Below are 24,325 nucleotides of genomic sequence, written 5' to 3'. Positions count from 1 at the left end.
TTTTCATTTCCAAAATTTGCTGATAAATTAATATAAAACATATGCTTATATTAAGTTTGATTTCATCGGGTTTATCTCGATGACACGATGAATGTTTAACTTGTGTTCCTATGAAGCCCAGATTTCAATTAATAAGCGATCTAGAGTTATAACGAATAAGATGAATATCCTTATTAACTTATTCTTTATCTGATGGATTTTTATATAGGGATAATCATTAATCTCAGATTGAATCATGCATATGTATGCCCACATTTGAGTGGGCATAGTTTAAGTTTATTGACGAATAAATTCAGGGGCACCATCAGCAACAGTTAGGGTCATCGTATCACCAATAATGGTAATTAAAGCGGATTCGCTACCTGTATCGCTTAATCCGTATTCGCCATTTAAATCTATCATTACCGTTGGAGTTAGTGTTGCGGAATGCTGAGTTTTTCCGTTAACCGTCGTTGTCGTCCAACTAGAAAGGGTATAGGTTCCGACTTCTAATCCAGCAGGTTCTTCGCTGTTATTAACTTCTGGATCTGTGTTGTACTCCATGTGGAAGTAGTGATTATCATCAGTAAATACAAATGCAAGTAAAACTCCATTTTCCGTATCTGCACTAGTATATAGCCAAGAACCGATTAGAGGGTTTTCACTGGTATTTACTTGCCGTTTAAACTCAACATAATATGAATCTAGGCCGCCATCTTCAAATTCATCCACATTAAATGTCATTTTATTAGGTGACGAAAAATTTACAGTTACGTGGTCATATTCGTTGCATTGCTCTGTGGGATTAGCGGAGCAGGTATCAATTATTTCTTGTGTAACAAGAGATGTTAAACCGGACCTACCATTGTCATCATAAAGTGTGGAGTCTTCAGTTTTTAACAACTCGTTACTGCTATCGAGACTGTATTTAGCAAACTCAAAACCACTCCAGCTGTCGTCATTATCACTACTGTGATTTGTGCTTGTAATCGCTGCGCCACTTTCGACGTCCAATTGAGCCATAAAGTAGTTGTCATTATCCAAAAACATGAAAACAACGAAACTGTAGTTTTCCTCATCAACATACCCTTCAGCTAGCCATGTACCCAGTATTGAGGGCGAAATGCTTGATGTATCTGCTCCTTCTTCTTCCAGTGAGGTAGCTAGGTGAGTTAAGGCATTGCTTCGCGTAACTAATTCAGTAGCACCTGCATCAGTAATAACGTTTGTTACTACGATATTTGTTGCAAATGAAGCAGGATCCGCAGTGAAATCAATAGTCCCACTATTTGTACTATTCGCTGCTTTAAGTTCATCCGCGATGGTTATGCCGTTGCTTGGATCACCATCGCTATCAATTGTTTGTAAGAATCGAGAAATATTAATAACAGTGTCATCGTTCACATCCGTTGTTTGCGCAATAGTTAAAGGTGTGACGATATTAGTTGCAGTTACTGGTGGAAAAGTGATTGTACCGATTGAGAATGTTATAGATTCACCAGATTCATAAGTAAACTTGCCGCTAGTATCTGTTACACCGGAGTGTGATGCTGTCTTATAATCAATGTTTGAAACCGCAGAATCAATAAATGTACCTGTTTGAGCCGTACTATCGGTGCTGGAACTCGACCCATTACAACCAATGAGACTCAAGCATCCAATTATCGTGCATATTAATTTATGACCAAATTTCATGGCTTAATCCTCCAATTAGGTTTTTTACTCTAATCTCGGATTGAAAGGTAGCATATAGTTGCCAATTTATTATTGCTTGATTAGCAGATTTATTAGAAATACATACGTTTCCATTATGAGTTTAAAATAACCATAAATTTCATGTTTTTAAACTGCATAGTATGATATTTATTATCGGTTATTTATTATTCATTATTATCTATTTTTGTTCGTATGGTTATTATTTTTATCTTAATCTATGGATGTTCTTTTCAAGTTTAAAGGTGTTGCCTTTTTAAGTTATGTGATAACTATTGTTTTGTTTAGCTGTAATAGAGCAATGATGTGTAAAATTTAAGACAGACAATAAGATAGTTATGATGAAATATAAAAAAGTGAATGGTTGTTAGGGTGTGATTTTAATAAGTTTAATACTTCGTAACTATATGATGTAACTTTGATATTCGAGACAAAGGTTTATTGTGTAAAATTTGAAATTTGTGATCCTATAAACCATCACAATCAAGCCGCAGAGGTAGAGTGCAAATAACCATGGCTGGGCAGGCTATTAGCCACAGAACTTGGTTAATTTTTTGTCATTGCCACGAAATTTCGCGATTGCGTAAGGACGGATTTTATGGATAACACAAAACAAGTTGCCGTGATTGGGGCTGGGGTGATTGGTTTATGTTGGGCTGCGCTGTTTGCTGCAAAAGGTTATCAAGTGCAAGTGTATGATCCTCGGGAGGATTTATACGAGCAGCTCACGCACACTTTGCCGCTGTATTTGCGTCAAATCCCCGATATCACGGAGGATGTCGATGTTGTGATGCATCGTGTTCGTGCCTGTCGCGATCTCCAAAAGGCGACCACTCACGCTCAGTATGTACAAGAATCCGGTCCTGAATCCTTAGCGTTTAAGCAAGCACTTTGGGCTGAAGTTGAGCAGTATGTAGCAACCGACACTTTATTGTTTTCGTCCAGTTCAGGCATTGTGGCGAGTGAGCAAGGCGCAACAATGCAGCATGGCGAACGCATTGTTATCGGCCATCCATTTAATCCACCGCATATCTTGCCGTTAGTTGAAATTTGTGCCGCGCCGACAACCTCTGCAGGATTGATACAACGAGCCTCTGAGTTTTATCGTTCACTAGGCAAATTCCCCGTACCACTGAACCATGAAAAGCCCGCTTTTGTTGCCAATCGGCTGCAAATGGCACTGGTACTGGAAGCAATTAAATTGGTCGAAGAGGGCGTTGTTGGCATCAAAGAACTTGATGATATTGTCACTCATTCCCTCGGTATTCGTTGGGCCAGTGTCGGTCCATTACTGGCGTTTCACTTAGGTGGCGGTGCAGGTGGTTTAACCCATCTGTTGGAACATATCGGCGTCAGTTTGGCAACCTCCATCGGCCAACCCGATGTGCTGACTAAAGAGGTGATCGCTCGCATTGGGGCGCAAGCCGACAAGGTATATCCAAAGAGTGAATTACAACACTACTGCACTGAACGAGATCGCCGCCAGCAAGTGATTATTGAAGATCAGAAAATGCACTGAGTTTAAATGGCTGATATGAATGTTGTAGATTTTGCTGTGACTAAGGTGAGCTGTTTTGTTTTCAATTGGATAATGATGTGCAAAGCAACACAATGACATTTCGTATGTTCTAACGATTAACGAAAAGAATAAGATACAAACACTTTAAGCAGTCAGATTTGCACTATAAACAACAATCTGCACCGAAGTGGTCAATCAAGTGATTGATTAATGGTCAATTTTGTTGTTATGGCGACAATTTGTGTCTTTTAAGGTTGGCATGGAAACTGCTGTGGATATTACTCCAATTCGTAAGGAGTAATACATGAGAAAGGAAGCACTTAGTTTAGCGATTAGTATGATTTTTTTCGGAGGACATGCTTATGCAGTTGAGGATTTACAACATTACACGGTTCAAGAGATTGTAAATGACGTTCAACATGGCAAGGTTACAGCGACAGCGTTAGTCAAAGCTTATCAACATAGAATCGATACCATTGAAGGTTCGACTCAAGGTTTTAATGCCATTTTAACGCGTAATACGAATGTGGAAGAAGAAGCGAGAGCCTTAGATGCGATTAATGATAAAGCGAAGCTTGCTTTAGCTGGTGTTCCCATTTTTGTAAAAGACAATATAAACACAGCAGCTATGCCAACTAGCCATGGTGTTGAAGCCTTAAAAACCTATCAACCCAAATATAATGCTGTTGCGGTTGATCGATTAATCAAGGCTGGTGCATTGGTGATGGGAAAAACCAATATGCCTGAATTTGCTATGTTTTGGGATACAGTGTCCAGTGTAGGTGGTCGAACTTATAACCCGCAGGATCGGACCAAGAATATTAATGGTTCAAGTGGTGGTTCTGCCGCTTCAGTTGTAGCGGGTTATGCTCCGGTTGCCTTAGGAACAGAATCTTGTGGCTCAATAACGGATGTTGCATCATTTACTTCACTAGTAGGATATCGACCATCACCCGGTTTAGTACCAAGAACGGGAATCGATTATAACCGCCTAGGAGATACAATAGGTCCCTTAGCAAAAAATGTCGTAGATGCTGCAATGGTGGTGGATGTTATGGCGGGAGAAGATCCACAAGATAATCTAACTAAAGGGCATCACCTCAATGAATCACTTTTAACCTCATTAACAAACAATAAGTCCCTAAAAGGGAAGGTGTTGGGTTATGTAGTCGCCCCTTTTGGTGGGTGGAAAACTGATATCGCGATTACGCCAGCAATATCTGCCACAATGCAAAAAGCGCTAGATGAATTGCGTGGACAAGGCGCGATCATAACGCCCATCCATATACCAGCAGATTGGTGGGCGGACTATGGTTCAGGAAATTATTGGGACGATTCGGGTAAAGAAGACTACTTCTCTCGAACGCAAGCGACTATTCCTACTGGGCTCAAAGAAAAAACAAAACCATATGATGTACTTAACTATGGTGATCTTATTGCAGCGAGTCCTCACATGAACTCAATAGCGAAAGATTGGATTCAGGCAAGTGACAACAAACCACTCGATCCAAAAACGTTTAATGCGGCAGTTGAGAGTCGTAAGACTTTTGCAAAAGGTGTTGATCTACTTTACAAACAGTATCATTTGGATGCCCTGATTTATCCGACGGTTTCTTTACCTCCAGCTGATGTAGAAAAAGATCCAGCTACATTAATCGATCCTAAACAACTTGGAACGCATTGTGGTTGGGCAAATTATACAGGTAGACCTGTTGTCAGTGTTCCTGCTGGATTTTCAAATCACTTTCCCGTTGGGTTGAGCTTTTTGGGCGATCGTTTTAATGATGGAAAACTATTAGGTTTAGCAGCAGCGTTTGAAGAATCTACACATAATCAGAAACTGCCTCAAATTTAATCCCAAGGTTACGTCTGGTATTAGCGGTGTAGTGCATTTTAAAAATGCTCAGTGTGATAGCGATGCTCCCCCCAAGTTATGTGGGGAGCTTCTTATTACTCGCTGATTACCCACGCAAAATCGGATTAGTCAGACACGTTGGACCGCCTTCACATGCCATACAAAGGGCATCTCCGGCAAAGGTGGTTACTGTAACTCCATGCGCTTCCATCACCGCTTTAGTTTTAGGAAAACCCTCAATCATGATGCAGTGATCGGGTGAGGTAGGAAGCACATTCAGATTAAGGCCAAAAGAATCAGCAAATTCCTCTTCTGGTGCGATAACCAGTTCAATATTAAGCTCTTGAAGCATACGCCACAGACGTGCTGGTATCAGAGGAGGATGAACAAGATATTTAGTCTCGGTTAAAGGAGAGATTACCGACATTAAATGCAAACAGGCGTCTTCGCCTGTCCAATAAGGCATATCAAATCCTAACGCTTGAATGCCATGGGGATTTAATAGAGCATTCAGCTGTTTTACTCCTTCTTCATTGGAACGAAACCCCATTCCTACAAGCAGTGTCGTTTCGTTTAACCAAATCAGGTCACCACCTTCAATACGCGCTTCACCAGTAAGTTCACCTAACATTGGAATGCCCACGGTTTCGTAAAAGTCTTTGTGCATTTGAGGTTCTGGAGCACGCAGTTTTTTACCCATACGTAGTGCAATAGCACCTGCCTTAGTGACTAGCGACGAATCACGGGTAAACATGGCATCGGCAAGTCCATCATCGTTATCTTCTAACCACAAAATCTCACAGCCAGTCGCTTCAATTAACTTGGCAAACTCATTAAATTGCACAATGGCTTTTTCGGCATCGAAATAGTCGTTGTAGTGCCAAGTCGTTTTGTCTGCAGCTAAGAGGCTTTTGCCCGGGCGTCGCATTAATACTCGGGTCATTGGCTCGGCCATCAATTGGCATCCATATTCACTCATTATTCCTTCCTTAGTCTCTTTGATGTAACTCATTGAATTTACTCTATGCTGTTAAGTTTGGATATGCAAATGGATTAATTTCGTTTGAGAGGATGTTGCTCATCGCTCAAATTGCGAGATAACCCGAACAGGAGATTTTGAATTCGTCACAAGCCTTAGATGTCGCAAAAATACAATACACGCATAAACCGGCTCCCTAGTATCGATGGTAATAAGAACGTGTTTGACATGAGTGCGCTGATGTTTTGCGCGTCGATTGAATCTCATGGATGAGCTGTACACAAATAAGGGAAGAGATTATGCAACGTATTAACTATTCATCTGGTGCGCCGTTAGAAGAGATAGCTGGTTATTCGCGTATGGTCAAAGTGGGTAATCAAATCCACATTGGTGGCACAACCGCTGTGTTGCCAGATGGATCCGTATCCGGTTCTACCGCGTTTGAACAAGCGCAATTTATCTTCGAAAAATTTATTGGGCTACTAGCGCGCGCTGGCGCTGAAGCAAAAGATGTCTACAAAATAAAGGCTTACATTACTGATATGGCTTTGGGCAAAGACGTTGCGCAAGCTTACAGTGCGGTTTTTAAAGACGTTCGCCCACTGTTTACCATGGTCGAAACTCCCAAACTTAATCGCCCTAGTCAGTTAGTTGAAATTGAACTTGAAGCGATGATCGGCTGCGAACTTTGTAGCGAATAGTCCAAGAAGTAAGGGTTCTTCTGGAGCGTTGAGGAGTTGAGTATGCTGAAAAGAATTCATGAAAATCGACCTGAAGCAGAGCTCGTGACGATTACCTTTGAAGGTCAAGCGCTGCAAGTCCCAGCAGGTGAAACCGTTTTGGCCTCAGTGATGGCTGCTGGAATGGGATATAACCGAACTTCGCCTATTAGCGGCGCGCATCGTGCAGGTTATTGTCAGATGGGAGTCTGCTTTGAATGCCTTATGGAAATCGACGGCGTTCCTAATCAGCAAGCGTGTAACACATTAGTTCACGAAGGCATGGTGGTGAACCGTCAGATTGGGAAAAAGGTGGCCGCAAATGGATAAAATGTACGATCTTATCGTTATTGGTGCAGGCCCCGGCGGGCTGGCTGCGGCAGTCACTGCGTCTAACTTAGGCCTCGATACACTGGTAGTGGATGAACAGCCAGAGCCGGGGGGGCAGATTTATCGTTCGATGGAACGTAGCCGAGCAGAAAATATCGATACATTAGGTAAAGACTACTTTGCTGGAAAGCCGCTGGTGGAGATGTTTCGCTCTTCCAACGCGACTTATATGCCAAGCACGACAGTGCTTAATATTGCCAATCAGTTTGAACTTGATTTGCTGTGTAAAGGGATTACTCATAGAGTTTGTAGCAAGCGCATGATAGTCAGCATTGGCGCGGTTGAACGCCCAGTGCCGATGAAAAACTGGACGCTGCCCGGCGTGATGGGCGCGGCGGCGGCCGACATCCTATTTAAATCTGCGGATATGGTTCCCGAAGGTCCAGTGGTGATTGCAGGTAGCGGGCCACTGTTGCTTCTTGCGGCTTGCCATCTTGTTGATAACGGTGCGCATATTGCTGCCATGGTCGAAACTGCTAGTTTTAAAGACTACCTCAAAGCAGCGCCTTTTCTTCCTCAAGCCTGGCCGCGAGTTAATTACCTTATCAAAGGCTTACAGATGCGACTAAAGCTCAAACGTGCAGGTGTTCCGCTTTATATCGGCTGTCGCGACCTTGAGGTCATAGGCGATCAGCAGGCGGAAGGCTTTCGTTTTAGCTGTCGCGGTAAAACTCATGAAGTTGCGGCTCAATCTGTGCTGCTTCATGAAGGCGTTGTGCCCAATTTACGTTTGAGCCAAGCGCTTAATTGCGAACATGAATGGTATGAGCCGCAGCGTTACTGGAAACCAAAACTGGATGAATGGGGCCAAACCAGTGTGGATGGGGTGGCGATTGCTGGCGACGCTTCAGGTATTGGCGGCGGTCCTATCGCTGTATCGACAGGGCATTTAGCGGCGATCAATACGGCATACCAACTTGGCAAAATCACCGCTCAAGAGCGCGAGAGCCTAGCGGTTGAACATCGTAAACAGCTCAAACGGGATCGCTCGATTCGCCCATTTTTAGACCACGTTTTCCCGCCCAATCGCCAGACACTGAATCCCGTGGAGGATGACGTCTTAGTCTGCCGTTGTGAAGAGATCACTGCCGGACAAATCCGTGAGGCAATTGCCCAAGGTGCTCGTCATCCAGCGCAAATCAAAGGCAAAACTCGCTCAGGAATGGGGCCATGCCAAGGCCGAATGTGTGGTGCTACGCTCACAGAAATGATTGCGGCAAGTTGCAACATCGATATCAAAGAGGCCGGAACGCTACACGTTCGTACGCCAATCAAACCATTGAGTATCGAACAGTACGCCACCATGCAATTTAGTGAAAAAAATTAATCGTTTAGTTGTATCAGCATGGTATTGCTGAAGGCTGAATTGCCAAGGACGAAATCGCAATAAGGAATGGCGGGATCGAGGCATGGTTTTCGCCGCATTGCAGAGAGAACGACAATGAAAAAAAACGCAGATGTCATCATTATTGGCGCAGGAGTTATCGGCTGTGCAACCGCCTATTATCTGGCGAAAAAAGGTCGCTCAGTCATTGTGTTAGAACAGGGAAAAGTGATTGGTTACGGTGGTTCGGGTCGCAATGGTGGTGGCGTTCGCCAGTCGGGGCGCGATAAACGCGAATTGGCATTGGCTATGTACGGCGTGAAACATCTCTGGCCTCATCTCTCTGAAGAACTCGGAACCGACGTCGAGTATTACCAACAAGGGAATTTGCGTTTAGGCAAAACCGACGATCATATCAATATCTTAAAAGGGTTAACCGCCACAGCGGTCGGGCAGGGACTTGATGTGACCATGGTAAGCGGCGCTGACGTACGTGAAATTTGTCCGCATCTTTCCGATGAAGTGATTGGCGCAAGTTGGTGTCCTTCCGATGGTCACGCCAATCCTCTCAAAACCACGCTCGCTTTTCATAATGCGGCGCGCCAACGTGGTGTTCAGTTTTACACTGAACAAAGCGTGTTAAAGCTGGTGATGGTTGGCGACAAAGTACGAAAAGTCGTGACGCAAAGTGGTGAATTTGAAGCCGACCGAATTGTCGTCGCCGCTGGATTAGCAAGCCGCCCGATTATTCAAACCGTTGGCATTGATGTACCGATCTCTGCTGTTGCACTGGATACGTTGATCACCGACGCGCAGCCGCCAATGTTCTACCAAATGCTCGGCACAGCAATGGCCGATTTCTACGGGCATCAAACCACTCACGGATCGTTTATCTTTGGCGGCGGCTCTTCCTTGGATGCCAGCTTAGTTAATAAAGCCTCTGATCACACACCGATTGAAGCCACCGCAGCAACATGTCGCGGGATCTTCGGTTATCTTCCCGCCTTAAAACACGCCAAGGTCGTGCGCAGTTGGGTAGGGATTATCGACTATTCCAAAGACAAAGTACCTGTCATCAGCAAAGTCGATGATTTACCGGGCCTAATTCTCGGCTGTGGATTTACTGGTCACGGTTTTGGTATTTCGCCTTCTGCCGGCACTGTATTAGCCGAACTCGCCAACGACGAAACCCCGTCGATCGATATTAGCGAACTGGGCTATGAACGCTTTGCCGAGTTAGCGGTGTAAGCGAGTTCGATCAAACCCCCAATCATTGCATAAGGTGAAGTTTTGCTTCACCTTTTTCATTTCATCTCACCTCTATCTTTTGCTCCTTGCATCTGCTCAATTAGGCTTTGCCAGCATATAAGCAAACTCAATAATATTATTAAATACAATCAAATAACCGTTAAAAATTAATGGGTAAATTAATAATTAAGTATTATTTTTTAAATACGCATGTTATTAATTTTGTTTTTGTTAAGATAAAAACATATAGTTAGTGTATTTAAAATCAACTAATGAATAAAGGATTACACTAAAAACAGAATGTAATCCTTTATAAAATGAATTTTATTGTTTAATTAAATTTAGAATGGCACTTGCAGAAACCGTTTTTGTTGGGACTAAATAAAATTTTTCGTATGGTCCAACTGAAGCTTGACAGTTAACTGTACCAAAACCAGATCCAACTGGAGTCGGATTATCTTCACCAGCCATTCGAAGATAATTACTTGGAAATTTATTAGACTCAATTGAAACTAATATACCTGTATCAGTTTCATCAATTAATTCTATTTTAAATTTCTCATAACTACCTATTTTCCCTTGGCAGTTCACCGTACCAAAACCGGGTGCTGTTTGTTGAGGCTCTGTAGAACCACGCATACGTAGGTAGTTACCTGGAAATTGGTTAGATTCAAAAGAGAATGTACCATCATCATTTTGAATCAAGTTAAATACTTCCCATGGATTTTTAGATACGCTGTTCTGATCCATTTGGCAGTTTACTGTACCCAAGCCACTACTTTTCGTAACTGGATTATCTTCACTAGCCATTCTAACTAAACATTTTGGAAACTGGTTAGATTTAATAAAAACTGGAATGTTTGCCATTTTTCTCATCCTTATTTTCAATAATTATTAAAAACTATCTTTAAAAGGTATATTTCACGTAAAAATAGTCATATGAATAATTCATATAGCGTGTTTAATGATAGATGTTTTTATTGAAATTTTTCTTCGTGTTTTTATTTTTTGTCATGGGACTTCTTATGTCTCTATTAGTTACATATTATGTCCCAGCTATTAATTACCCAATTTCAGGTATGTTCTAGTCACTGTGATGGTCCTAATTTTAATGTTGCAAATATTAATAGGTGTTTCTGATAATTAATTAAAATAATATGGCAACAAAAATTTCCGAAAAACAATGAGGTGACTTTGAAAAAATCATTGTTTCATAGTTTTTGGTGGTGCTGGAATAAGACTATCTTGTGCTAGATAAAAATAATACGACATTGAAAGTGTATATGCACATAGTTGTACATGATCCGTGATTTGTGACTATCCTTACAGGGTCGTTTTTACTTTTGTATTGGTGGTACTTAACATCGGCTATATTCAGAGGAAATATGAACATCAAAAGCACATTAAGTTATCTAGGTGCATTATCACTTTTATCGATAAGCGCTCTCGCACCGGCAGCGGATAGTGAACCTAAATATGTAACATACCTAACATCTTGGGGAGTCTCTGAGCCAGAGACAATCAATCTGACCAAAGCGGATGTCATGCTATTGGCATTTGGTAAGTGGGATTCGAGTGGCAACATCGTGACATCCGACGCTATTGCAGATATTCCCAAATATGATGCTTATTGGTTGCCACCAAGCTATCAGGCTTGGACCCAATGGAAATTATCGAATCCGCAAAAGCACGTAATGATTGCCTTTGGCGGTCAAACCTATGAAGCGATTTGGGATTTAATTCAAACCCCTGAACAGCGTGAAATCGTGGCAAAAAATCTGGTCGCTTTGAGTGCTCAATCGTTCCCTGTTTATAAGAAGGGCCTAACGCAACAGGAATTGGCGGGAGAATGCCTAAATACCAATAGCGACGGCAGTTGTAACTTTGCCAACTATCAATTGGCGGGATACGTAAAGATCGATGGTTTCGATTTTGATTTTGAAAAATCGAGCCGCATTAGCGCTGAAGAAAGTAGCAACTTACTTGCACTTACGCAGCGCATTAGAGAACTCACTGCACCAGAAACCATGCTGAGTTTAACCACCTATCATGTTGGTGCCGACCCGGTGGCGTGCTCTAGTAACACTGTTTTCGATGGATGTTCCTATACAGAAGAGGGACGTTCCGAACACAATGGGGAAGTCACTGATTTACTAAAGCAATCAGCAAACCTATTTAATTTCTTTGACGTTATGGCCTACGACGCAGGGAAAAATTTCAACTATTGCGTTGCACTCAATAATTACGCTGCGGCAGTAGGGGATAAATCCAAAATAGTATTGGGACTGACCAACAATAAACAATGGAGCCCAGAGGGTAGTTTTGTTCAGTCACAGGCAGAAAATATCAAACGGACTGAATGGGAAGCGAGGAATGGCTTTGGGGGCGTATTCCTATGGGCGATGGGTTCGAACAGCGAAAGTCTCACTATGAGTGAGCAAGTTAATGGCTTTAATGAAGTCATCGAAAGCGACCAACAACAACGCAGCACGATGTAGCGAGTCAATTAGAGCCAATGATTTGTTGCCATACCAATAGCAGAATTATGTTGGTATGGCTTCGTGTCATGACATCAAAAATAAAGGAATGAATATGAGCAAGAAGATAGTGATTCTATTAGATGGCACAAGTAATGTTCCGGCGAATAATACCAATATCAACAAACTCAATAATCTTATTAAACACAATGACAATCAGGTTGTTACCTATTTCACTGGAATTGCCACACATCCAGACAAATTCTTAGACGCCGTAGAAGACGCTACAGGGCTGCATATCTCAAGCAAAATTACGCACGCTTATGCCTCGATTGCGGAAGTTTATGATCAGGGAGATGAGATATTTATCTTCGGATTTAGTCGCGGAGCGTATGAGGCTCGAGCCTTAGCTTCTCTGATTAACTATGTCGGTATCATTAACCGCAAAAAAGCAGGCAAAGACGGCCTCAGAAGAATGGCGGAAATCGCCTATGGTTTCTATTTGACCAAGCGAAACAAAGTATCGAAAGTCGGCGAAAAAGTCTTTGAGATGGTAGAAACAGTGAAAAACAGCCACTGCGTGACATTTTTAGGTGTGTTTGACACCGTCGCAGCGCTTGGTTTTCCGCTCGAAAACAAAGATGCTGAGAAATTCGATAAAGAGATATACCGATTCTTCGATACCGAACTCAATGAAAATGTTCTAAATGCCTACCATGCACTGGCAGTGGATGAACATCGATTTGCATTTGAACCCGTTCTTTGGACCAAGCACTCACCCAATACCAAAATGGAACAGATATGGTTTGCTGGCTGTCACCAAGATATTGGCGGCGGATATCCCGATAACGACAAGCTATCGCGCATTCCGTTGAAGTGGATGATAGATAAAGCTCAAGGTGTTGGTCTTGAGTTTGTCGAAGATTTTCAAATCGATGAAAACGACTTTAGCGCAGAGCTTCACGATTCCTACGCGGCCTTTAAGAAAGAAGTCATGCTGCCGCAGCTCTATGGCACTCCGGTGTTACGCCCTATGTTAGATCCGCACTATACCGACCAATACGTTCATAGTTCAGTTGCATTAAGACGACAAGATCAGAGTTTGAAGTATGCCCCTGACAATCCAACGTATGTCGACAAAAGTGAACAACCGTTAATGACGGTTAACTTTGAAAACTATCCGCAGATCCTGCAAAACTAAACTGAAGACGCTTCCATATGAGAGGGCATCTCTCATATGGAGCAGGGCACAGCAGTTAACCACCAAGCAGCGCTATTAATGATTGGGTTTAAACGCCAATCTCTATCGAGCAAAACCAATGCGTGAAGCGCCAACGTCAAATGAACTTACTGCCAAATTCAGTCAACTGAACATCCCTCAAGCCCAAATCCCGTTTAACGAGGCTGCCAAACCAGTGGGGAAATTCTATATGCTATAGCGTTCATAAAATTAAAATGTCGACTAAACTTTATAGACTTAGTTATGGTTAAGGTGCACTCAAATGAAAACGAAAAAAAATTATACTAAATTGGCTTGTTTTGTTGCTGTTACACTCTTTAGCATTTGTACAAATGCAGCAGAGAGCAGTCAATGGGAAGGACTATACGGTGGGGTAGGTTTAGGTGCTCAATATAATGCAGTATCCCCAAAAAATAAAATTGTTGTTGGTGACTCAAATAGTTATTTCACAGATGGTGACCCACAACAGGTTAATCCAAGTCTTCAAAAAAATCTTGATGAATTGGATGCTACTGGTTCTTTAATACTTGGTTATAACTTGCAACATGAACAATGGTTATATGGTGTCGAAGCTGACTTAACAATTTATGATTACGATAAATCTAATACATTAGGTCCAACTAGTTATAATACTGCTTCTTCAATTGAGTATAATTTTAAAACAACAGTGAAAAGTATGTATGCTTTCAGTATTAGATTGCAAATGGGTTACGTTTTTGATGATTTTATGGTTAATGTTGGTGTCGGACCATCGCTGAGCAAATTTAAATACAGCATGACGTATTCTGAAACTGGGTCGTCAGCCCATGTAACATCACCTGAAAAATACACGGATAATTCTACTGAGTTAGGGGTTTCTTCCAATATTGGCTTATCGTATAGGATTGATGATAATTGGTCATTACGTGGCGATTATGTTTTTAATTACTATCCTAATGTTGTCGATAAAACACAGAAATTCAATGCTAATGGTTCATATACAGCAATTATTGACCATAAAGTAGACTTCATAAGTCACAATGTAAGATTAGTCTTAGTCAGGAGATTTTAAGGAAACACTGCACTAACTTACAACACGACTTATTACTAAATGTTTGAACTGTATTTCAGCAGTGATGCTTCACAACAGGTATTTATAATTTCGCTAGCCAAAATACCGATATTGCAGATCATGTTGAGTTGCAGATTGTTTGAGGTGTATGTCCTGCTAATAGGGTGTTGGTTCGTACAGAAATTAGATTAAAGTGCGTGTTTTACTGCCAATTTGGTCAACGAAACATACCCCCAATCGCAAAAACCTTTTCTCCCTCCTGCAATAAAATTCCGTTTGACGAGGCAGCCAAACCAGGGGGGAGTCAGAGGGGGGAAGCCAAAGAATTTGCGCGCTGTTATGTACCTATCGAGTTTTACGTTAAATGTATAATCATTAGTAATGATTGTATTGGTTTCATATTAATGGTGATTATATGCACAATGCTGACAATAAAGTTATTAAGAAGTTGGCGCATACATTCCAAGTGCCGCTATAGCTAATATGCAACTGGATTTTTATTGATGAAAATAACGCCTACAAACAACTAATTGGTAAAAGGATCTCTATGAAAAAGTCACTTGGTTTACTCTTTATCGCTTTAATCATGTCTTCGCCAGCAATCGCTCATTCTGGTGGCACTGACAAGAATGGATGTCATGCTGGCTCTAAACCTTATCATTGTCATTAAACTGCAATTCGACAGGGCTAGCAGATAACGCTAGCCCTAGTGCTCTGTGACCAAAACGACAACGCAATTATTCAGTGATACACAAATTCTTCTCATAAACGGCGCATTAACCGATCGCTATCGGGTAGGTGAAAAACACTAAGTGCAGAAAGTTAAAAGCAAAGTGCGCAAGTGTGGCTGCCCATAAGCGTTGTGACCAATAGAAAATCAAGCCATAGCCGAGGCCGGCTAAGGCCGCGAATACCACAAATAGTGGTCCTCCGGCAAAGTGGGCAAGTCCAAATAGGATGCTGGCAATACCAATGCCTGCGACTAAACCCAATTTTCTGCAAAGTTGCTGTTGCAGGTAGCCGCGGAACAACGCTTCTTCAGCCACGCACGTAAACAGCAAGTTATTGATGGCAAAGAGCCACCACCACGTTGGCAATGACAATTCAAATTTAAGCGCGCCTAACCATACCGCAATCGGCAGTAAACAGAAGAGCGAAATGGCAGTGATAGCGATAGCTCTGATGTTAGGCGCTGCGTGTTGACCAAGAATCTTGGGATAAGCCAATAGCAAAATAAACAGTGCCAAAGGTTTATCGAGGTTTAAATACATGGTGAAAGGTCGGCTTTGTGGCCCTGTTACCACCTTATCGAGCACAAGCAGGTTATGAAATCCGGGAACGTGATGGGTAAACAGGGCGAGACAGCAAACAATCACAAAAATAGCGCTGGGCACTGCATAGCGCGGCGCGAAGTGTCCCAGTTTCCATGCGCCTAACAGCATGACGCCAATCCCCAATCCCGTTGATAGCGTAAGGCGCTCAAAGATCACAGCCAAAACCAACGTAACACCCAGTAAACCCAAGGCGACGCCATTTTTACGAACAAAAACAGAAATGACCGCCAAGGCGAGGGCAATCCAAATTGAAGCTGAATAATCTAAAGGCATAATCGAATTTGCTGGTGAACTATCTCATGTGCTTAATCTATAACCCTTTTCCAACCAGAAATAAATCGCTGATTGGTAAGAAAAGCCAGCAAGGTTGGATTTGAAGAGGGAAATCTTGCTTCGAGTTTATAAATTAGTGTCTGTTGTCTTTGACCGTTGATTGAGGTGTCTGTCCTGACAATCGATGGTGAGGTTGTAATAGAGCTCTCGAAACGGTTGTTCGAATGCCCAGCTGTAGGCTTTCACCATGATGACGTGCCTATCCTGACTTTTGATTACGCAGTCTATCTTGCTGATTTACTCTCGGTGTTTACAACCCAAGCGAAAAACCCGTTCTCCCCCCTGCAATAAAATCCCGTTAGACGATGTAGCCAAACCAGGGGGGAGTTAGAGGGGGGAGGCTAAAGAATTGGCGCTGAAGGTAATTTATTTGGGGGCTTATGGGCTGTCGAAGAGCCTTATCATATTGGTGTGTTTTCTGCTTGCCTTGTATTTAACTGATTGAATTTAAATTATGTAATTGACGCTTGCTATGCAACTAGTTTACTTTTAATAACCTTGAAGAATATTAATACTAATTCCTCATCTGGTAATTGAAATATAAAAGTGAGTTAAATAGGTTTTGTTAAGGTTGTTATGAAAATTTATTCAAAATTGGTTAAGTTTGTTCTATTGCTATCACTATGTTCTGCATCATTTTCATCGTCGGCGATAGGCGTGACATTCGGGCAGTGGGTGGATCTCTCCAAGGGTGATCCCGATTCTGGCAGGCTATTTTTCTGGGGCGTGGAAGCGGGGTTGTCCTCAGCAGCCATTGAGTCATACTGCCATGATCAATATAACCAACTGAACTTGGGGCAAAAGTTTGATGAAATGTACGATTGGGCACGTCAGCCGGCGCAACAAAAGTTCAAAGATTTCCCTGCGGGCATACTGATGGTGAAATTCATTCAGGCTAAATATCCGCCTTGTAGATAAATACGCTACACCACCTGCTATCAGGTGAAGTTTTTTTGTATTTAGCGTTGCCATTTTTAACACGAATACCGGAACTGCGCCTAATCCTGTTTGATGATGTAGCCAAACTAGAGGGGAGTTAGTCTGGTTGAAGACTAGCCGGAAAGGATGCGCGAATTAAGATTGCCAAGCAAATGGACTATCCGTACCACTGCTAACAAACACGACAAAGAAAAGACACATCTTTAAATTAGTCATAAACAACCTTTTATACGTGTGTTTTCTGCTTAATTTGAGATGTTCGCGCGTAGGAATTGCTCCACAGTTTGTCAGCACCAAATTTAGGACATGTGAATCTTGTCATTGATTGACCTATTAAAAGTGCCTAGGACACTGTGGGCTACCTATTATGGTTGCGTGCGTTATTATTTCGCTAATCATAGCTAATGTAATTATTTGCAAAGTTTATATGTTTAGATATGATACATTTTCAATTTGATTATAAGAAAAATATAGGAAATGTTGTGCTTAGACGAATGACAGATCTACATTCCGAAGATTACCTCTGAGCTAATCGATGACCACTCACTGTACAGAGTATTTAAACTAACTTCTAATTTGTTATCGATTTCACTATATCGTTCAAATAGTAAATGATAGAGATCAACGTATTATAGAGATTTCAATGAAAAGAAAAAAATTAACAATATGCATATTGGGTGCAGTGATACTAACGGGCTGCGAGAGCTCTCCCCGATTAAAAGAAGAAGTCAGAACTAACTATTATGAGTCGGGGATTATTAAGGAAAAATACACCAGTATTGGACTGCACCGGACAGTGGAAGCGTATGATGAAAATGGGGCACTTACCCAAATAACCCAATATAATGGGGATGATATAAGATCAATAAAAGAGTTGTATCCCTCAGGCAACACTAAGAAAGAAACTTCGTATTTGACACCGCTAGATTTCTTAAGCATGTCCCGAGGGGTAAAAGACAAATCTACAGTTGAGTACTACCCTAATGGAAAACCAGACTTTAAATTGTACGAAACCCATAATGGAACTACAACTCGTACGTCCTACAAACAAGATGGGGAAGTATTGATCCGCAGAAGAACGCTCAGTAATGGCAAGAGATCGGGCTTACAATACGATGGACTTTTCGGGTGGGTAGCCCAAAGCGGAGTAAGTGGCAGTAAGTATTCAGGCAGTAATTACACTGGGTCTCGCTTAGTTGGATATTATGGAAAAAATGTAGCTTTCAGCGCTAGTGATAAAGAGATATTAGCGGTTTCACCTTATGAACAGGGTGATACTATCTATATACTTATTACCATTGAGGAATTCGATGAAAACATATGCGTTCCTGCTAATGAAGAAAAACCAATCAAAATGTGGTCAACGGAAGGTCGTCCATTGGGAGCGTCGGATTTTTCCAGAGATATCAACGCTTCTGTGACTTGTGCTGGGAATGGCGAGGTAGGTATATTTTTGGCCTTTCTCATTTCCGCCCCTAGTGAGGTGGTGAAATTCTATGACAAAATGAAGAGCAGTCAGATGTTTAACAATACATTGAATATGGACGTTAGTGTTTCCGGATACGGCGTAAAAGACGAGAATGGTCTATTCAGAACAAAATTAATGAGGTTAGAGATTCCAACAACAAAATTTGTTGAGACCTATGACGCTATCAAAAAGGAAATGGATTTGAAGCGCTAATTAATTTTTACCTCCCAAATGGACTATCCGTACCACTGCTAACAAACACGACAAAGAAAAGACACATCTTTAAATTAGTCATAAACAACCTTTTATACGTGTGTTTTCTGCTTAATTTGAGATGTTCGAACGCACGGAATTGCCAATTTCAAGTTAGCGATATCGTTAATGAATGCCTTGTTAGTATAGGTTTGCCCTACGGAAAGTTATGATTATCAAAATGCGAGACGTGACCCTCGTTATCTTTAATAATTATGATGAGTGTTTGTTTTATTTATGTGATTATTTTAATTCAGCCTAAAATCACGCTAAATGATAAATATTATTTAGCGCAAGTTTTTAATCTAAAATAAATACCACTTGCGCTATAACTTACATTACCATTAATTTAGTGTTATGCATCTCGAGAGAAACAAATATAAATAAAATCACCACCAGCGCCCTCATTGAGGTCCTGTTGGACTTTTGTAAAACCATATGGAGGTTGCAAATCGCTGTTACTACCACTAATCACGGTAACATCCTTTATTGCTATCTCATCATTATATTTTTCTTTTTTATAACACAAATATATGTATTTCCCACCGGCGCCCATATTTAGATCTATATCTATCTTCGTGTAACCATCTGGTGCTGATGCGTTCTCTCCTACGATCGTCGTTATGTCTGAAATGCAGTCAGGCATATTATGATCGTATGTGGATTTGGGCGTATATTTACTGTAGCAAAGATAAATGAATTTACCTCCAGCGCCCTTATTTAAATCGTTGGGAATTTTTGTATATCCTAATGGGGGGACGATAGTTGACGACTTTCCATATATCACTATTAGGCTATCAATATATGATGCAAGAATCTGTCTCTTCTTAGATTCATCTGGACCCCATTCCTGTTCAAAGTAGTTTTGCATATCTTGCTTTTGCTTATTATCTTTGCATAACTCCCAAATTCCTGTAAATGGAGAATTATGAGTAATATCGATCAAGTCAGGAGAAGTGGCAATTGTATCAGTCCAGGCATTAAAATCAGTTTTATCACCAGAAAAAACCTTACTAGCAGCGATCGCATCTCCCCCTTGGACAAAGTTCTTAGATTCGGAATTTTCTTGAAAGCTGCTAATGGACGTTGAATATTTTAGCTTTGCTTCAGAAGATAGTTGCCCAGTTAACCCTTGATAGGTCGCTTGAGCGGCTGTTTCATTAGAAAAGGTTTTATCTACACTTACCTTGTTTGTGGAAGAAGAGAATACTGCACGTCCACCCACAATCATTCCAGTAAGGAAGTGACTACCATAGGTTCTAAAAAGAGTATTGAAGGCAGCTTTATCTGTTGCGTTGTCAATTGCAGTGCGAACATTCTCGAATAGCAAGTGTCTAAGAGCACTGTAGTCAGGTTTTACTTTAAGCGACCACAGTTCAATGGATTGCTGAATCCTTGAAAATTCATATTCCGCATTTCTCGTACATGAAGAGTTAAAATCATTAGAGACAGAAGCTGAAAAGAGATTGTAGGCCCCTTCTATTTTTGCTGATGCAGACAGCTCGTCTTGATATGTGCTTATTTTACTTCCTGAAAAATTTCGATATGAGGCCAGATCTTGCTGCTGGACGTCAATACTCTGCGGTACTACGGTCCCCTTCTTGAACAATACTTCGTTAGTTCTATCTTTTTTCCAGTCAAATAACTGGTAGGTGATACTACTCGCGGATGCGTAATCTCCAAATACATCATATCCAGCACCAATAGCTTCAACACCTACGAGATAGTTCTCGGTTAGATTTTGCATTAAGCGTAGTAATTGGAGCTCCTTACCAGATTGAAATCGGGAGGATGTATTGTCATATCTTGGAGTTAGTTCTTTAACCTCTCCAACAACAGAAACAGTGGATATAGTCATTGCATTACCTCATATAACTGTGAGTGAAAAGTAAGTGTTTAATATGCAACATTAAGCATAGTTGTTTGTTAAAGAGCGTCAAGAGACCGATGCAGGCTCTAATACGCGTTTGGTTGTAAGTTGTGATGTAGTAGCCAAATTAACTATGCCACTACTCCATAATGCATTCGAAGAGTTAGCACCGTACCGCAAAACGGTACATGATAGCCGCATAGTGGATGAAGGTGATGTAGTGACCGGAAGGGGAGTATCGTCTTCTATTGATTTGGGATTATTTCTGGTTGAGCGATTAGCCGGAAAGGATGCGCGAATTAAGATTGCCAAGCAAATGGACTATCCGTACCACTGCTAACAAACACAATAAAGAAAACACATCTTTAAATTAGTCATAAACAACCTTTTAAACGTGTTTTTTCTGCTTAATTTTAGAGGTTCGAACGCACGAAATTGCCTCTTTTTGTGTTTCAGAGGATATATGTGCTATTTATTCACGCAACTCTTTGACTGAATTTATCTAATAGATTTATTATGAAACAATACGTCTATCAATTCTGTAACGAGTCTAAATGGCAACTATACCTTTAAACGATATCTATCAACACAAACTTAACTTTCTTATTGGTGCAGGAGCCTCTAGTGGTCTATTCCCAACTCTATGGTTGCCCCTAAAAGACTCTGATAATGAAGAAAAAAACGAAACGATTGAGACACTCGCAACTAAGCTAGATCAGCTTGGGGAACAGTATAAAAGTCATCACGCTTTGCTATTTATGTACTACTACGAAAACATCATCGAACCAGTAGGTAAGTTTCAGCTCAGTGATATCTATATTCCTCATGATGAAGAATGTACGAACGACGCTAAGTGTAAAGTTTGTGAAAAAATAACACTAAGAAAAGAGACTATCGAAAATTATGAAATTTTCATTGACTCTATCGTGAGGCTGTTACAACAGAAGAGTGATTTTCAAAGACGTTGTAACCTTTTCACTACTAACTACGATGGATGTATACCATTAGTAGCAGACAAGATGATTAAGAATGGGCATCTTGAATTCAACATCAATGACGGAGCAAGTGGCTTCCTCGAAAGAACCCTATCAGCACGCAATTTCAATAATTATGTTTGTCAATCAGGGGTGTTCGGACGAAACTCATCTGATATACCGCAAATCAACTTTATCAATCTGCATGGCTCTGCTTATTGGCGTAAATTAAAAGACACTATCAAGGTAGAGTACAATTTCCTTGACACTGCCGTGGCAATTCCAGAAGAAGCTCGCGATAGCCTTAAGCAGCTAAGTGAAATTCTGAATGATGAAACCAAAACAACACAAGATTTACTCGACCTTAAAGTCGAGATTAATGAAGGAACCCGAACTGCATTTTGGAGTTCTTACGATAAACTCCCTATCGTCAACCCAACTAAATGGAAGTTTAATGAAACTGTCTTCGAGGAGCATTATTACCAAATGCTTCGCTTACTCAGTTATCATTTGGAAGAAAAAAATTCGATTTTAATTAGTTTCGCTTTTTCGTTCGCTGACGAGCACATTCGTAACTTGATTAAACGTTCTCTGTCTAACTACACACTACAAGTATTCGTTTGTTGCTTTAATGATAAAGAGCATGAAACTATGTATGGCTACTTTAGTGGTTATAAGAATGTCAAACTCATAAAGTTCGACGGTGAAAACTTAGACTTCACTAAGTTTAACAAAGATGTATTCAATGCGGATTTGCTTAGGGATGACGACTAAATGGGCATTAACGTTGGTGAAGTCATTGCGGTTCGTGGTACTCAAATCACTCTTCGCATTTTTGATGAATCAAGCTTAGAAACTATGTTTCACGATGGAAAGAAGTATAAGGGAATTTCTATACGTGAATACATTGGCATTAAGCGCGGATTTTGTCTCATTGTGTGTATTGTTGAAGGTGAATATCTGGATGAAAACCGATTTGAACTAGAAGACAAAAAAATTCAATATATCCGTAAAGTAGAAGCCAAGCCCATAGGGTACTTTGAGCAGAGTAAGTTTAAAGACGGCATCAAATTAATGCCGATGATCAAAGACAAAGCTTATCTGCTTAACGAGAGCCAAGTGATCAGTGTTTTCAGTCAGGGAACCGATGGTACATTCAAAATAGGAAAAACCTTGAAAGAGGAGTTACCTGTGTCACTTCCTTGGAACAAGATTTTTAATAGCCACGTTGGTATTTTCGGCAACACGGGTAGTGGAAAATCCAACACGCTCACTAGGTTGTATGCGGAGCTATTTTCCAATTTTGAAGAAAAACTAAAAGACAAAAGTCAGTTTCTCTTAATTGATTTTAACGGTGAATACACTGGTAGCCAGCTTATCAAGAACCCTGATAACAAAAAATCATTCAACCTAAGTACGGGTAAAAAAATAGGTGAAAAGTTACCATTAGCAAGTGATCAATTGTGGAACACAGAAATATTGGCTTTGTTGTTTCAAGCAACGTCCAATACTCAAACTCCATTCATCAATCGTGTTATTGAACGGAGAATGAAAGATCATAAAAATGGTGAAGACTTAAAGGACTACATCATAGGTACGTTTTACTTGTGTTTTGTTAATACAGCACAAAACAAAGAGACTTTGGCTCATCTTAAGATTATTGCAGTTCACCTTTCCTGCAAACCTCTTGAAAAAAAGCTTAATGACATATTTTGGTATGACAAAGGGGAAAAATTCGCTTGCAAAGTTGATGGAAAAACTTTGTGGGATAATTTTGGTACTGATGGCGAGTTTAATCGTAATCTAAGACCAATATTAAATGGTTTAGATATATCGAAAATTGACGCACTAGATGAACTAATTGTGAGGATTAATGTTCAATTGCTTAGAGATTTATCTTACGGGTACATTCAATTTGAGCATATACAACCTCTTTTGAAGAGAGTTGAAAGTGCAGTGAATGACCTAAGAAAAATCTTTATCGTCAAAGAAAATGTAAATGATGAGTTCAAGCTATTGAATGTTGTTTCATTGAGAGGATGCAATCAAGCAACTAAGAAGATTGTGCCTTTGCTGTTGGCGAAAATGTTTTATCAAGAACACAGAGATAATGTCGATACGCCCCCTAAAAATACGTTGCACTTCATTATTGATGAAGCACATAACATTTTGTCGCAACAGTCAAATAGAGAGCACGAGATCTGGAAAGATTACAGACTCGAGATGTTCGAAGAAATCATCAAAGAGGGGCGTAAGTTTGGGATGTATCTGACACTATCAAGTCAGAGACCTGCGGACATCTCGCCAACGATAATGTCTCAACTTCACAACTTCTTTATACATAGGCTTGTCAATGATAAGGATTTGTTCCTTATAGACAATACGATTAGCACGCTAGACCGAATGTCTAAAAGTTTGATACCGAACCTATCTAAAGGAGCATGTGTTGTAACTGGCACTGCTTTTGATTTGCCGATTGTAATGCAGGTAGATTACATCGAGAGCAAGGAAAGCCGTCCTGCTAGTGATGATGTTGATCTTGCTGAACTCTGGGGACTTGTTGATAAAAAAGAGGTATAGCTCAGTTTTTTGCCCAGAGTCGTTAAAGTTATCATCGTAGTACGAAAATATAGTCTACTTCGCTTTGCCCAAACAAAGGTT

At 40.8% G+C, this 24,325-nt stretch carries 20 protein-coding genes; 15 read left to right on the top strand and 5 right to left on the bottom strand.

The genetic code is table 11. The annotated features are described in order from the left end of the window. Positions 1-276: 276 nt before the first annotated feature. Positions 277-1,674, bottom strand: coding sequence for a hypothetical protein (locus OCV11_RS08840; protein ID WP_261892299.1), 1,398 nt, complete (start codon positions 1,672-1,674; stop codon positions 277-279). A 616-nt stretch (positions 1,675-2,290) separates the two neighbouring features. Between OCV11_RS08840 and OCV11_RS08835 the strand changes: the two genes are divergently transcribed. After that, positions 2,291-3,211 carry a 3-hydroxyacyl-CoA dehydrogenase NAD-binding domain-containing protein gene (locus OCV11_RS08835; protein WP_261892297.1) on the top strand — a complete coding sequence of 307 codons (921 nt, stop codon included), beginning with the start codon at positions 2,291-2,293 and terminating at the stop codon, positions 3,209-3,211. A 304-nt stretch (positions 3,212-3,515) separates the two neighbouring features. Further along, positions 3,516-5,066, top strand: a complete 1,551-nt coding sequence (locus OCV11_RS08830) for an amidase (RefSeq protein WP_261892295.1) — start codon at positions 3,516-3,518, stop codon at positions 5,064-5,066. A 106-nt stretch (positions 5,067-5,172) separates the two neighbouring features. Here the strand turns inward: OCV11_RS08830 and OCV11_RS08825 are convergent, their stop codons facing one another. Next, on the bottom strand, positions 5,173-6,045 hold the full coding sequence (locus OCV11_RS08825) for a dimethylarginine dimethylaminohydrolase family protein (protein ID WP_261892293.1): 873 nt from the start codon (positions 6,043-6,045) through the stop codon (positions 5,173-5,175). A gap of 299 nt (positions 6,046-6,344) precedes the next feature. Here OCV11_RS08825 and OCV11_RS08820 point away from each other — a divergent pair, with 299 nt between their 5' ends. From OCV11_RS08820 to OCV11_RS08805, 4 genes are all read left to right on the top strand, one after another. Next, positions 6,345-6,746: a Rid family hydrolase gene (locus tag OCV11_RS08820; RefSeq protein ID WP_261892291.1), complete on the top strand. Its 402-nt coding sequence runs from the start codon at positions 6,345-6,347 to the stop codon at positions 6,744-6,746. Between the two features lie 42 nt (positions 6,747-6,788). Then, a complete protein-coding gene (locus tag OCV11_RS08815; RefSeq protein WP_261892288.1) occupies positions 6,789-7,094 on the top strand; it encodes a (2Fe-2S)-binding protein in 306 nt (101 codons plus the stop codon). Continuing rightward, positions 7,087-8,481 carry an FAD/NAD(P)-dependent oxidoreductase gene (locus OCV11_RS08810; RefSeq protein ID WP_261892286.1) on the top strand — a complete coding sequence of 465 codons (1,395 nt, stop codon included), beginning with the start codon at positions 7,087-7,089 and terminating at the stop codon, positions 8,479-8,481. Before OCV11_RS08815 ends, OCV11_RS08810 begins: the two co-directional genes overlap by 8 nt. Positions 8,482-8,595: 114 nt before the next feature. After that, positions 8,596-9,726, top strand: a complete 1,131-nt coding sequence (locus OCV11_RS08805) for an NAD(P)/FAD-dependent oxidoreductase (protein WP_261892284.1) — start codon at positions 8,596-8,598, stop codon at positions 9,724-9,726. A 324-nt stretch (positions 9,727-10,050) separates the two neighbouring features. Here OCV11_RS08805 and OCV11_RS08800 read toward each other — a convergent pair whose 3' ends face one another. Beyond that, a complete protein-coding gene (locus OCV11_RS08800) occupies positions 10,051-10,593 on the bottom strand; it encodes a fascin domain-containing protein (RefSeq protein ID WP_261892282.1) in 543 nt (180 codons plus the stop codon). A gap of 518 nt (positions 10,594-11,111) precedes the next feature. Between OCV11_RS08800 and OCV11_RS08795 the strand changes: the two genes are divergently transcribed. The 4 genes from OCV11_RS08795 (at position 11,112) to OCV11_RS08780 (ending at position 15,164) form a co-directional block, all read left to right on the top strand. Next, a complete protein-coding gene (locus OCV11_RS08795; protein WP_261892280.1) occupies positions 11,112-12,224 on the top strand; it encodes a glycosyl hydrolase family 18 protein in 1,113 nt (370 codons plus the stop codon). 94 nt (positions 12,225-12,318) lie between these two features. Next, complete coding sequence (locus OCV11_RS08790) at positions 12,319-13,404, top strand: DUF2235 domain-containing protein (RefSeq protein WP_261892278.1); 1,086 nt, start codon at positions 12,319-12,321, stop codon at positions 13,402-13,404. Between the two features lie 301 nt (positions 13,405-13,705). After that, entirely contained in the window at positions 13,706-14,494 is a 789-nt protein-coding gene (locus OCV11_RS08785; RefSeq protein WP_261892276.1) for an outer membrane protein, read from the top strand. Positions 14,495-15,041: 547 nt separating this feature from the next. Then, positions 15,042-15,164: a YHYH domain-containing protein gene (locus OCV11_RS08780; protein WP_156430482.1), complete on the top strand. Its 123-nt coding sequence runs from the start codon at positions 15,042-15,044 to the stop codon at positions 15,162-15,164. 106 nt (positions 15,165-15,270) lie between these two features. Here OCV11_RS08780 and OCV11_RS08775 read toward each other — a convergent pair whose 3' ends face one another. Further along, positions 15,271-16,101 (bottom strand): CPBP family intramembrane glutamic endopeptidase, encoded by an 831-nt coding sequence (locus tag OCV11_RS08775; protein ID WP_261892273.1) that lies wholly within the window; start codon positions 16,099-16,101, stop codon positions 15,271-15,273. A gap of 636 nt (positions 16,102-16,737) precedes the next feature. Between OCV11_RS08775 and OCV11_RS08770 the strand changes: the two genes are divergently transcribed. Both OCV11_RS08770 and OCV11_RS08765 read left to right on the top strand, forming a co-directional pair. Next, complete coding sequence (locus tag OCV11_RS08770) at positions 16,738-17,079, top strand: hypothetical protein (protein WP_261892271.1); 342 nt, start codon at positions 16,738-16,740, stop codon at positions 17,077-17,079. A 664-nt stretch (positions 17,080-17,743) separates the two neighbouring features. Further along, positions 17,744-18,781: a hypothetical protein gene (locus OCV11_RS08765; protein ID WP_261892269.1), complete on the top strand. Its 1,038-nt coding sequence runs from the start codon at positions 17,744-17,746 to the stop codon at positions 18,779-18,781. Between the two features lie 394 nt (positions 18,782-19,175). Here the strand turns inward: OCV11_RS08765 and OCV11_RS08760 are convergent, their stop codons facing one another. After that, entirely contained in the window at positions 19,176-20,678 is a 1,503-nt protein-coding gene (locus OCV11_RS08760; RefSeq protein ID WP_261892267.1) for an MACPF domain-containing protein, read from the bottom strand. A gap of 61 nt (positions 20,679-20,739) precedes the next feature. Here OCV11_RS08760 and OCV11_RS08755 point away from each other — a divergent pair, with 61 nt between their 5' ends. The 3 genes from OCV11_RS08755 to OCV11_RS08745 all read left to right on the top strand — a co-directional run bounded on the left by OCV11_RS08755 (position 20,740) and on the right by OCV11_RS08745 (position 24,244). Further along, a complete protein-coding gene (locus OCV11_RS08755) occupies positions 20,740-21,030 on the top strand; it encodes a type 1 glutamine amidotransferase family protein (protein WP_261892263.1) in 291 nt (96 codons plus the stop codon). A gap of 214 nt (positions 21,031-21,244) precedes the next feature. Then, on the top strand, positions 21,245-22,438 hold the full coding sequence (locus OCV11_RS08750; protein WP_261892261.1) for a hypothetical protein: 1,194 nt from the start codon (positions 21,245-21,247) through the stop codon (positions 22,436-22,438). Continuing rightward, complete coding sequence (locus tag OCV11_RS08745; protein WP_261892259.1) at positions 22,439-24,244, top strand: ATP-binding protein; 1,806 nt, start codon at positions 22,439-22,441, stop codon at positions 24,242-24,244. Positions 24,245-24,325 lie beyond the last annotated feature (81 nt).

The organism is Vibrio porteresiae DSM 19223 (assembly GCF_024347055.1).
GTDB classification, from domain to species: domain Bacteria; phylum Pseudomonadota; class Gammaproteobacteria; order Enterobacterales; family Vibrionaceae; genus Vibrio; species Vibrio porteresiae.
The sequence above is the reverse complement of the archived record's forward strand: the minus strand, read 5'-3'. Positions and strand labels throughout refer to the sequence as shown.

What these genes read in the sequence shown, in the direction of transcription:
- OCV11_RS08780 (WP_156430482.1), top strand. Translation starts at nt 15,042, where the DNA reads ATGAAAAAGTCACTTGGTTTACTCTTTATCGCTTTAATCATGTCTTCG.
- OCV11_RS08840 (WP_261892299.1), bottom strand. Translation starts at nt 1,674, where the DNA reads ATGAAATTTGGTCATAAATTAATATGCACGATAATTGGATGCTTGAGT.
- OCV11_RS08810 (WP_261892286.1), top strand. Translation starts at nt 7,087, where the DNA reads ATGGATAAAATGTACGATCTTATCGTTATTGGTGCAGGCCCCGGCGGG.
- OCV11_RS08830 (WP_261892295.1), top strand. Translation starts at nt 3,516, where the DNA reads ATGAGAAAGGAAGCACTTAGTTTAGCGATTAGTATGATTTTTTTCGGA.
- OCV11_RS08745 (WP_261892259.1), top strand. Translation starts at nt 22,439, where the DNA reads ATGGGCATTAACGTTGGTGAAGTCATTGCGGTTCGTGGTACTCAAATC.
- OCV11_RS08820 (WP_261892291.1), top strand. Translation starts at nt 6,345, where the DNA reads ATGCAACGTATTAACTATTCATCTGGTGCGCCGTTAGAAGAGATAGCT.
- OCV11_RS08760 (WP_261892267.1), bottom strand. Translation starts at nt 20,678, where the DNA reads ATGACTATATCCACTGTTTCTGTTGTTGGAGAGGTTAAAGAACTAACT.
- OCV11_RS08785 (WP_261892276.1), top strand. Translation starts at nt 13,706, where the DNA reads ATGAAAACGAAAAAAAATTATACTAAATTGGCTTGTTTTGTTGCTGTT.
- OCV11_RS08805 (WP_261892284.1), top strand. Translation starts at nt 8,596, where the DNA reads ATGAAAAAAAACGCAGATGTCATCATTATTGGCGCAGGAGTTATCGGC.
- OCV11_RS08770 (WP_261892271.1), top strand. Translation starts at nt 16,738, where the DNA reads ATGAAAATTTATTCAAAATTGGTTAAGTTTGTTCTATTGCTATCACTA.
- OCV11_RS08835 (WP_261892297.1), top strand. Translation starts at nt 2,291, where the DNA reads ATGGATAACACAAAACAAGTTGCCGTGATTGGGGCTGGGGTGATTGGT.
- OCV11_RS08790 (WP_261892278.1), top strand. Translation starts at nt 12,319, where the DNA reads ATGAGCAAGAAGATAGTGATTCTATTAGATGGCACAAGTAATGTTCCG.
- OCV11_RS08765 (WP_261892269.1), top strand. Translation starts at nt 17,744, where the DNA reads ATGAAAAGAAAAAAATTAACAATATGCATATTGGGTGCAGTGATACTA.
- OCV11_RS08800 (WP_261892282.1), bottom strand. Translation starts at nt 10,593, where the DNA reads ATGGCAAACATTCCAGTTTTTATTAAATCTAACCAGTTTCCAAAATGT.
- OCV11_RS08750 (WP_261892261.1), top strand. Translation starts at nt 21,245, where the DNA reads ATGGCAACTATACCTTTAAACGATATCTATCAACACAAACTTAACTTT.
- OCV11_RS08825 (WP_261892293.1), bottom strand. Translation starts at nt 6,045, where the DNA reads ATGAGTGAATATGGATGCCAATTGATGGCCGAGCCAATGACCCGAGTA.
- OCV11_RS08775 (WP_261892273.1), bottom strand. Translation starts at nt 16,101, where the DNA reads ATGCCTTTAGATTATTCAGCTTCAATTTGGATTGCCCTCGCCTTGGCG.
- OCV11_RS08795 (WP_261892280.1), top strand. Translation starts at nt 11,112, where the DNA reads ATGAACATCAAAAGCACATTAAGTTATCTAGGTGCATTATCACTTTTA.
- OCV11_RS08815 (WP_261892288.1), top strand. Translation starts at nt 6,789, where the DNA reads ATGCTGAAAAGAATTCATGAAAATCGACCTGAAGCAGAGCTCGTGACG.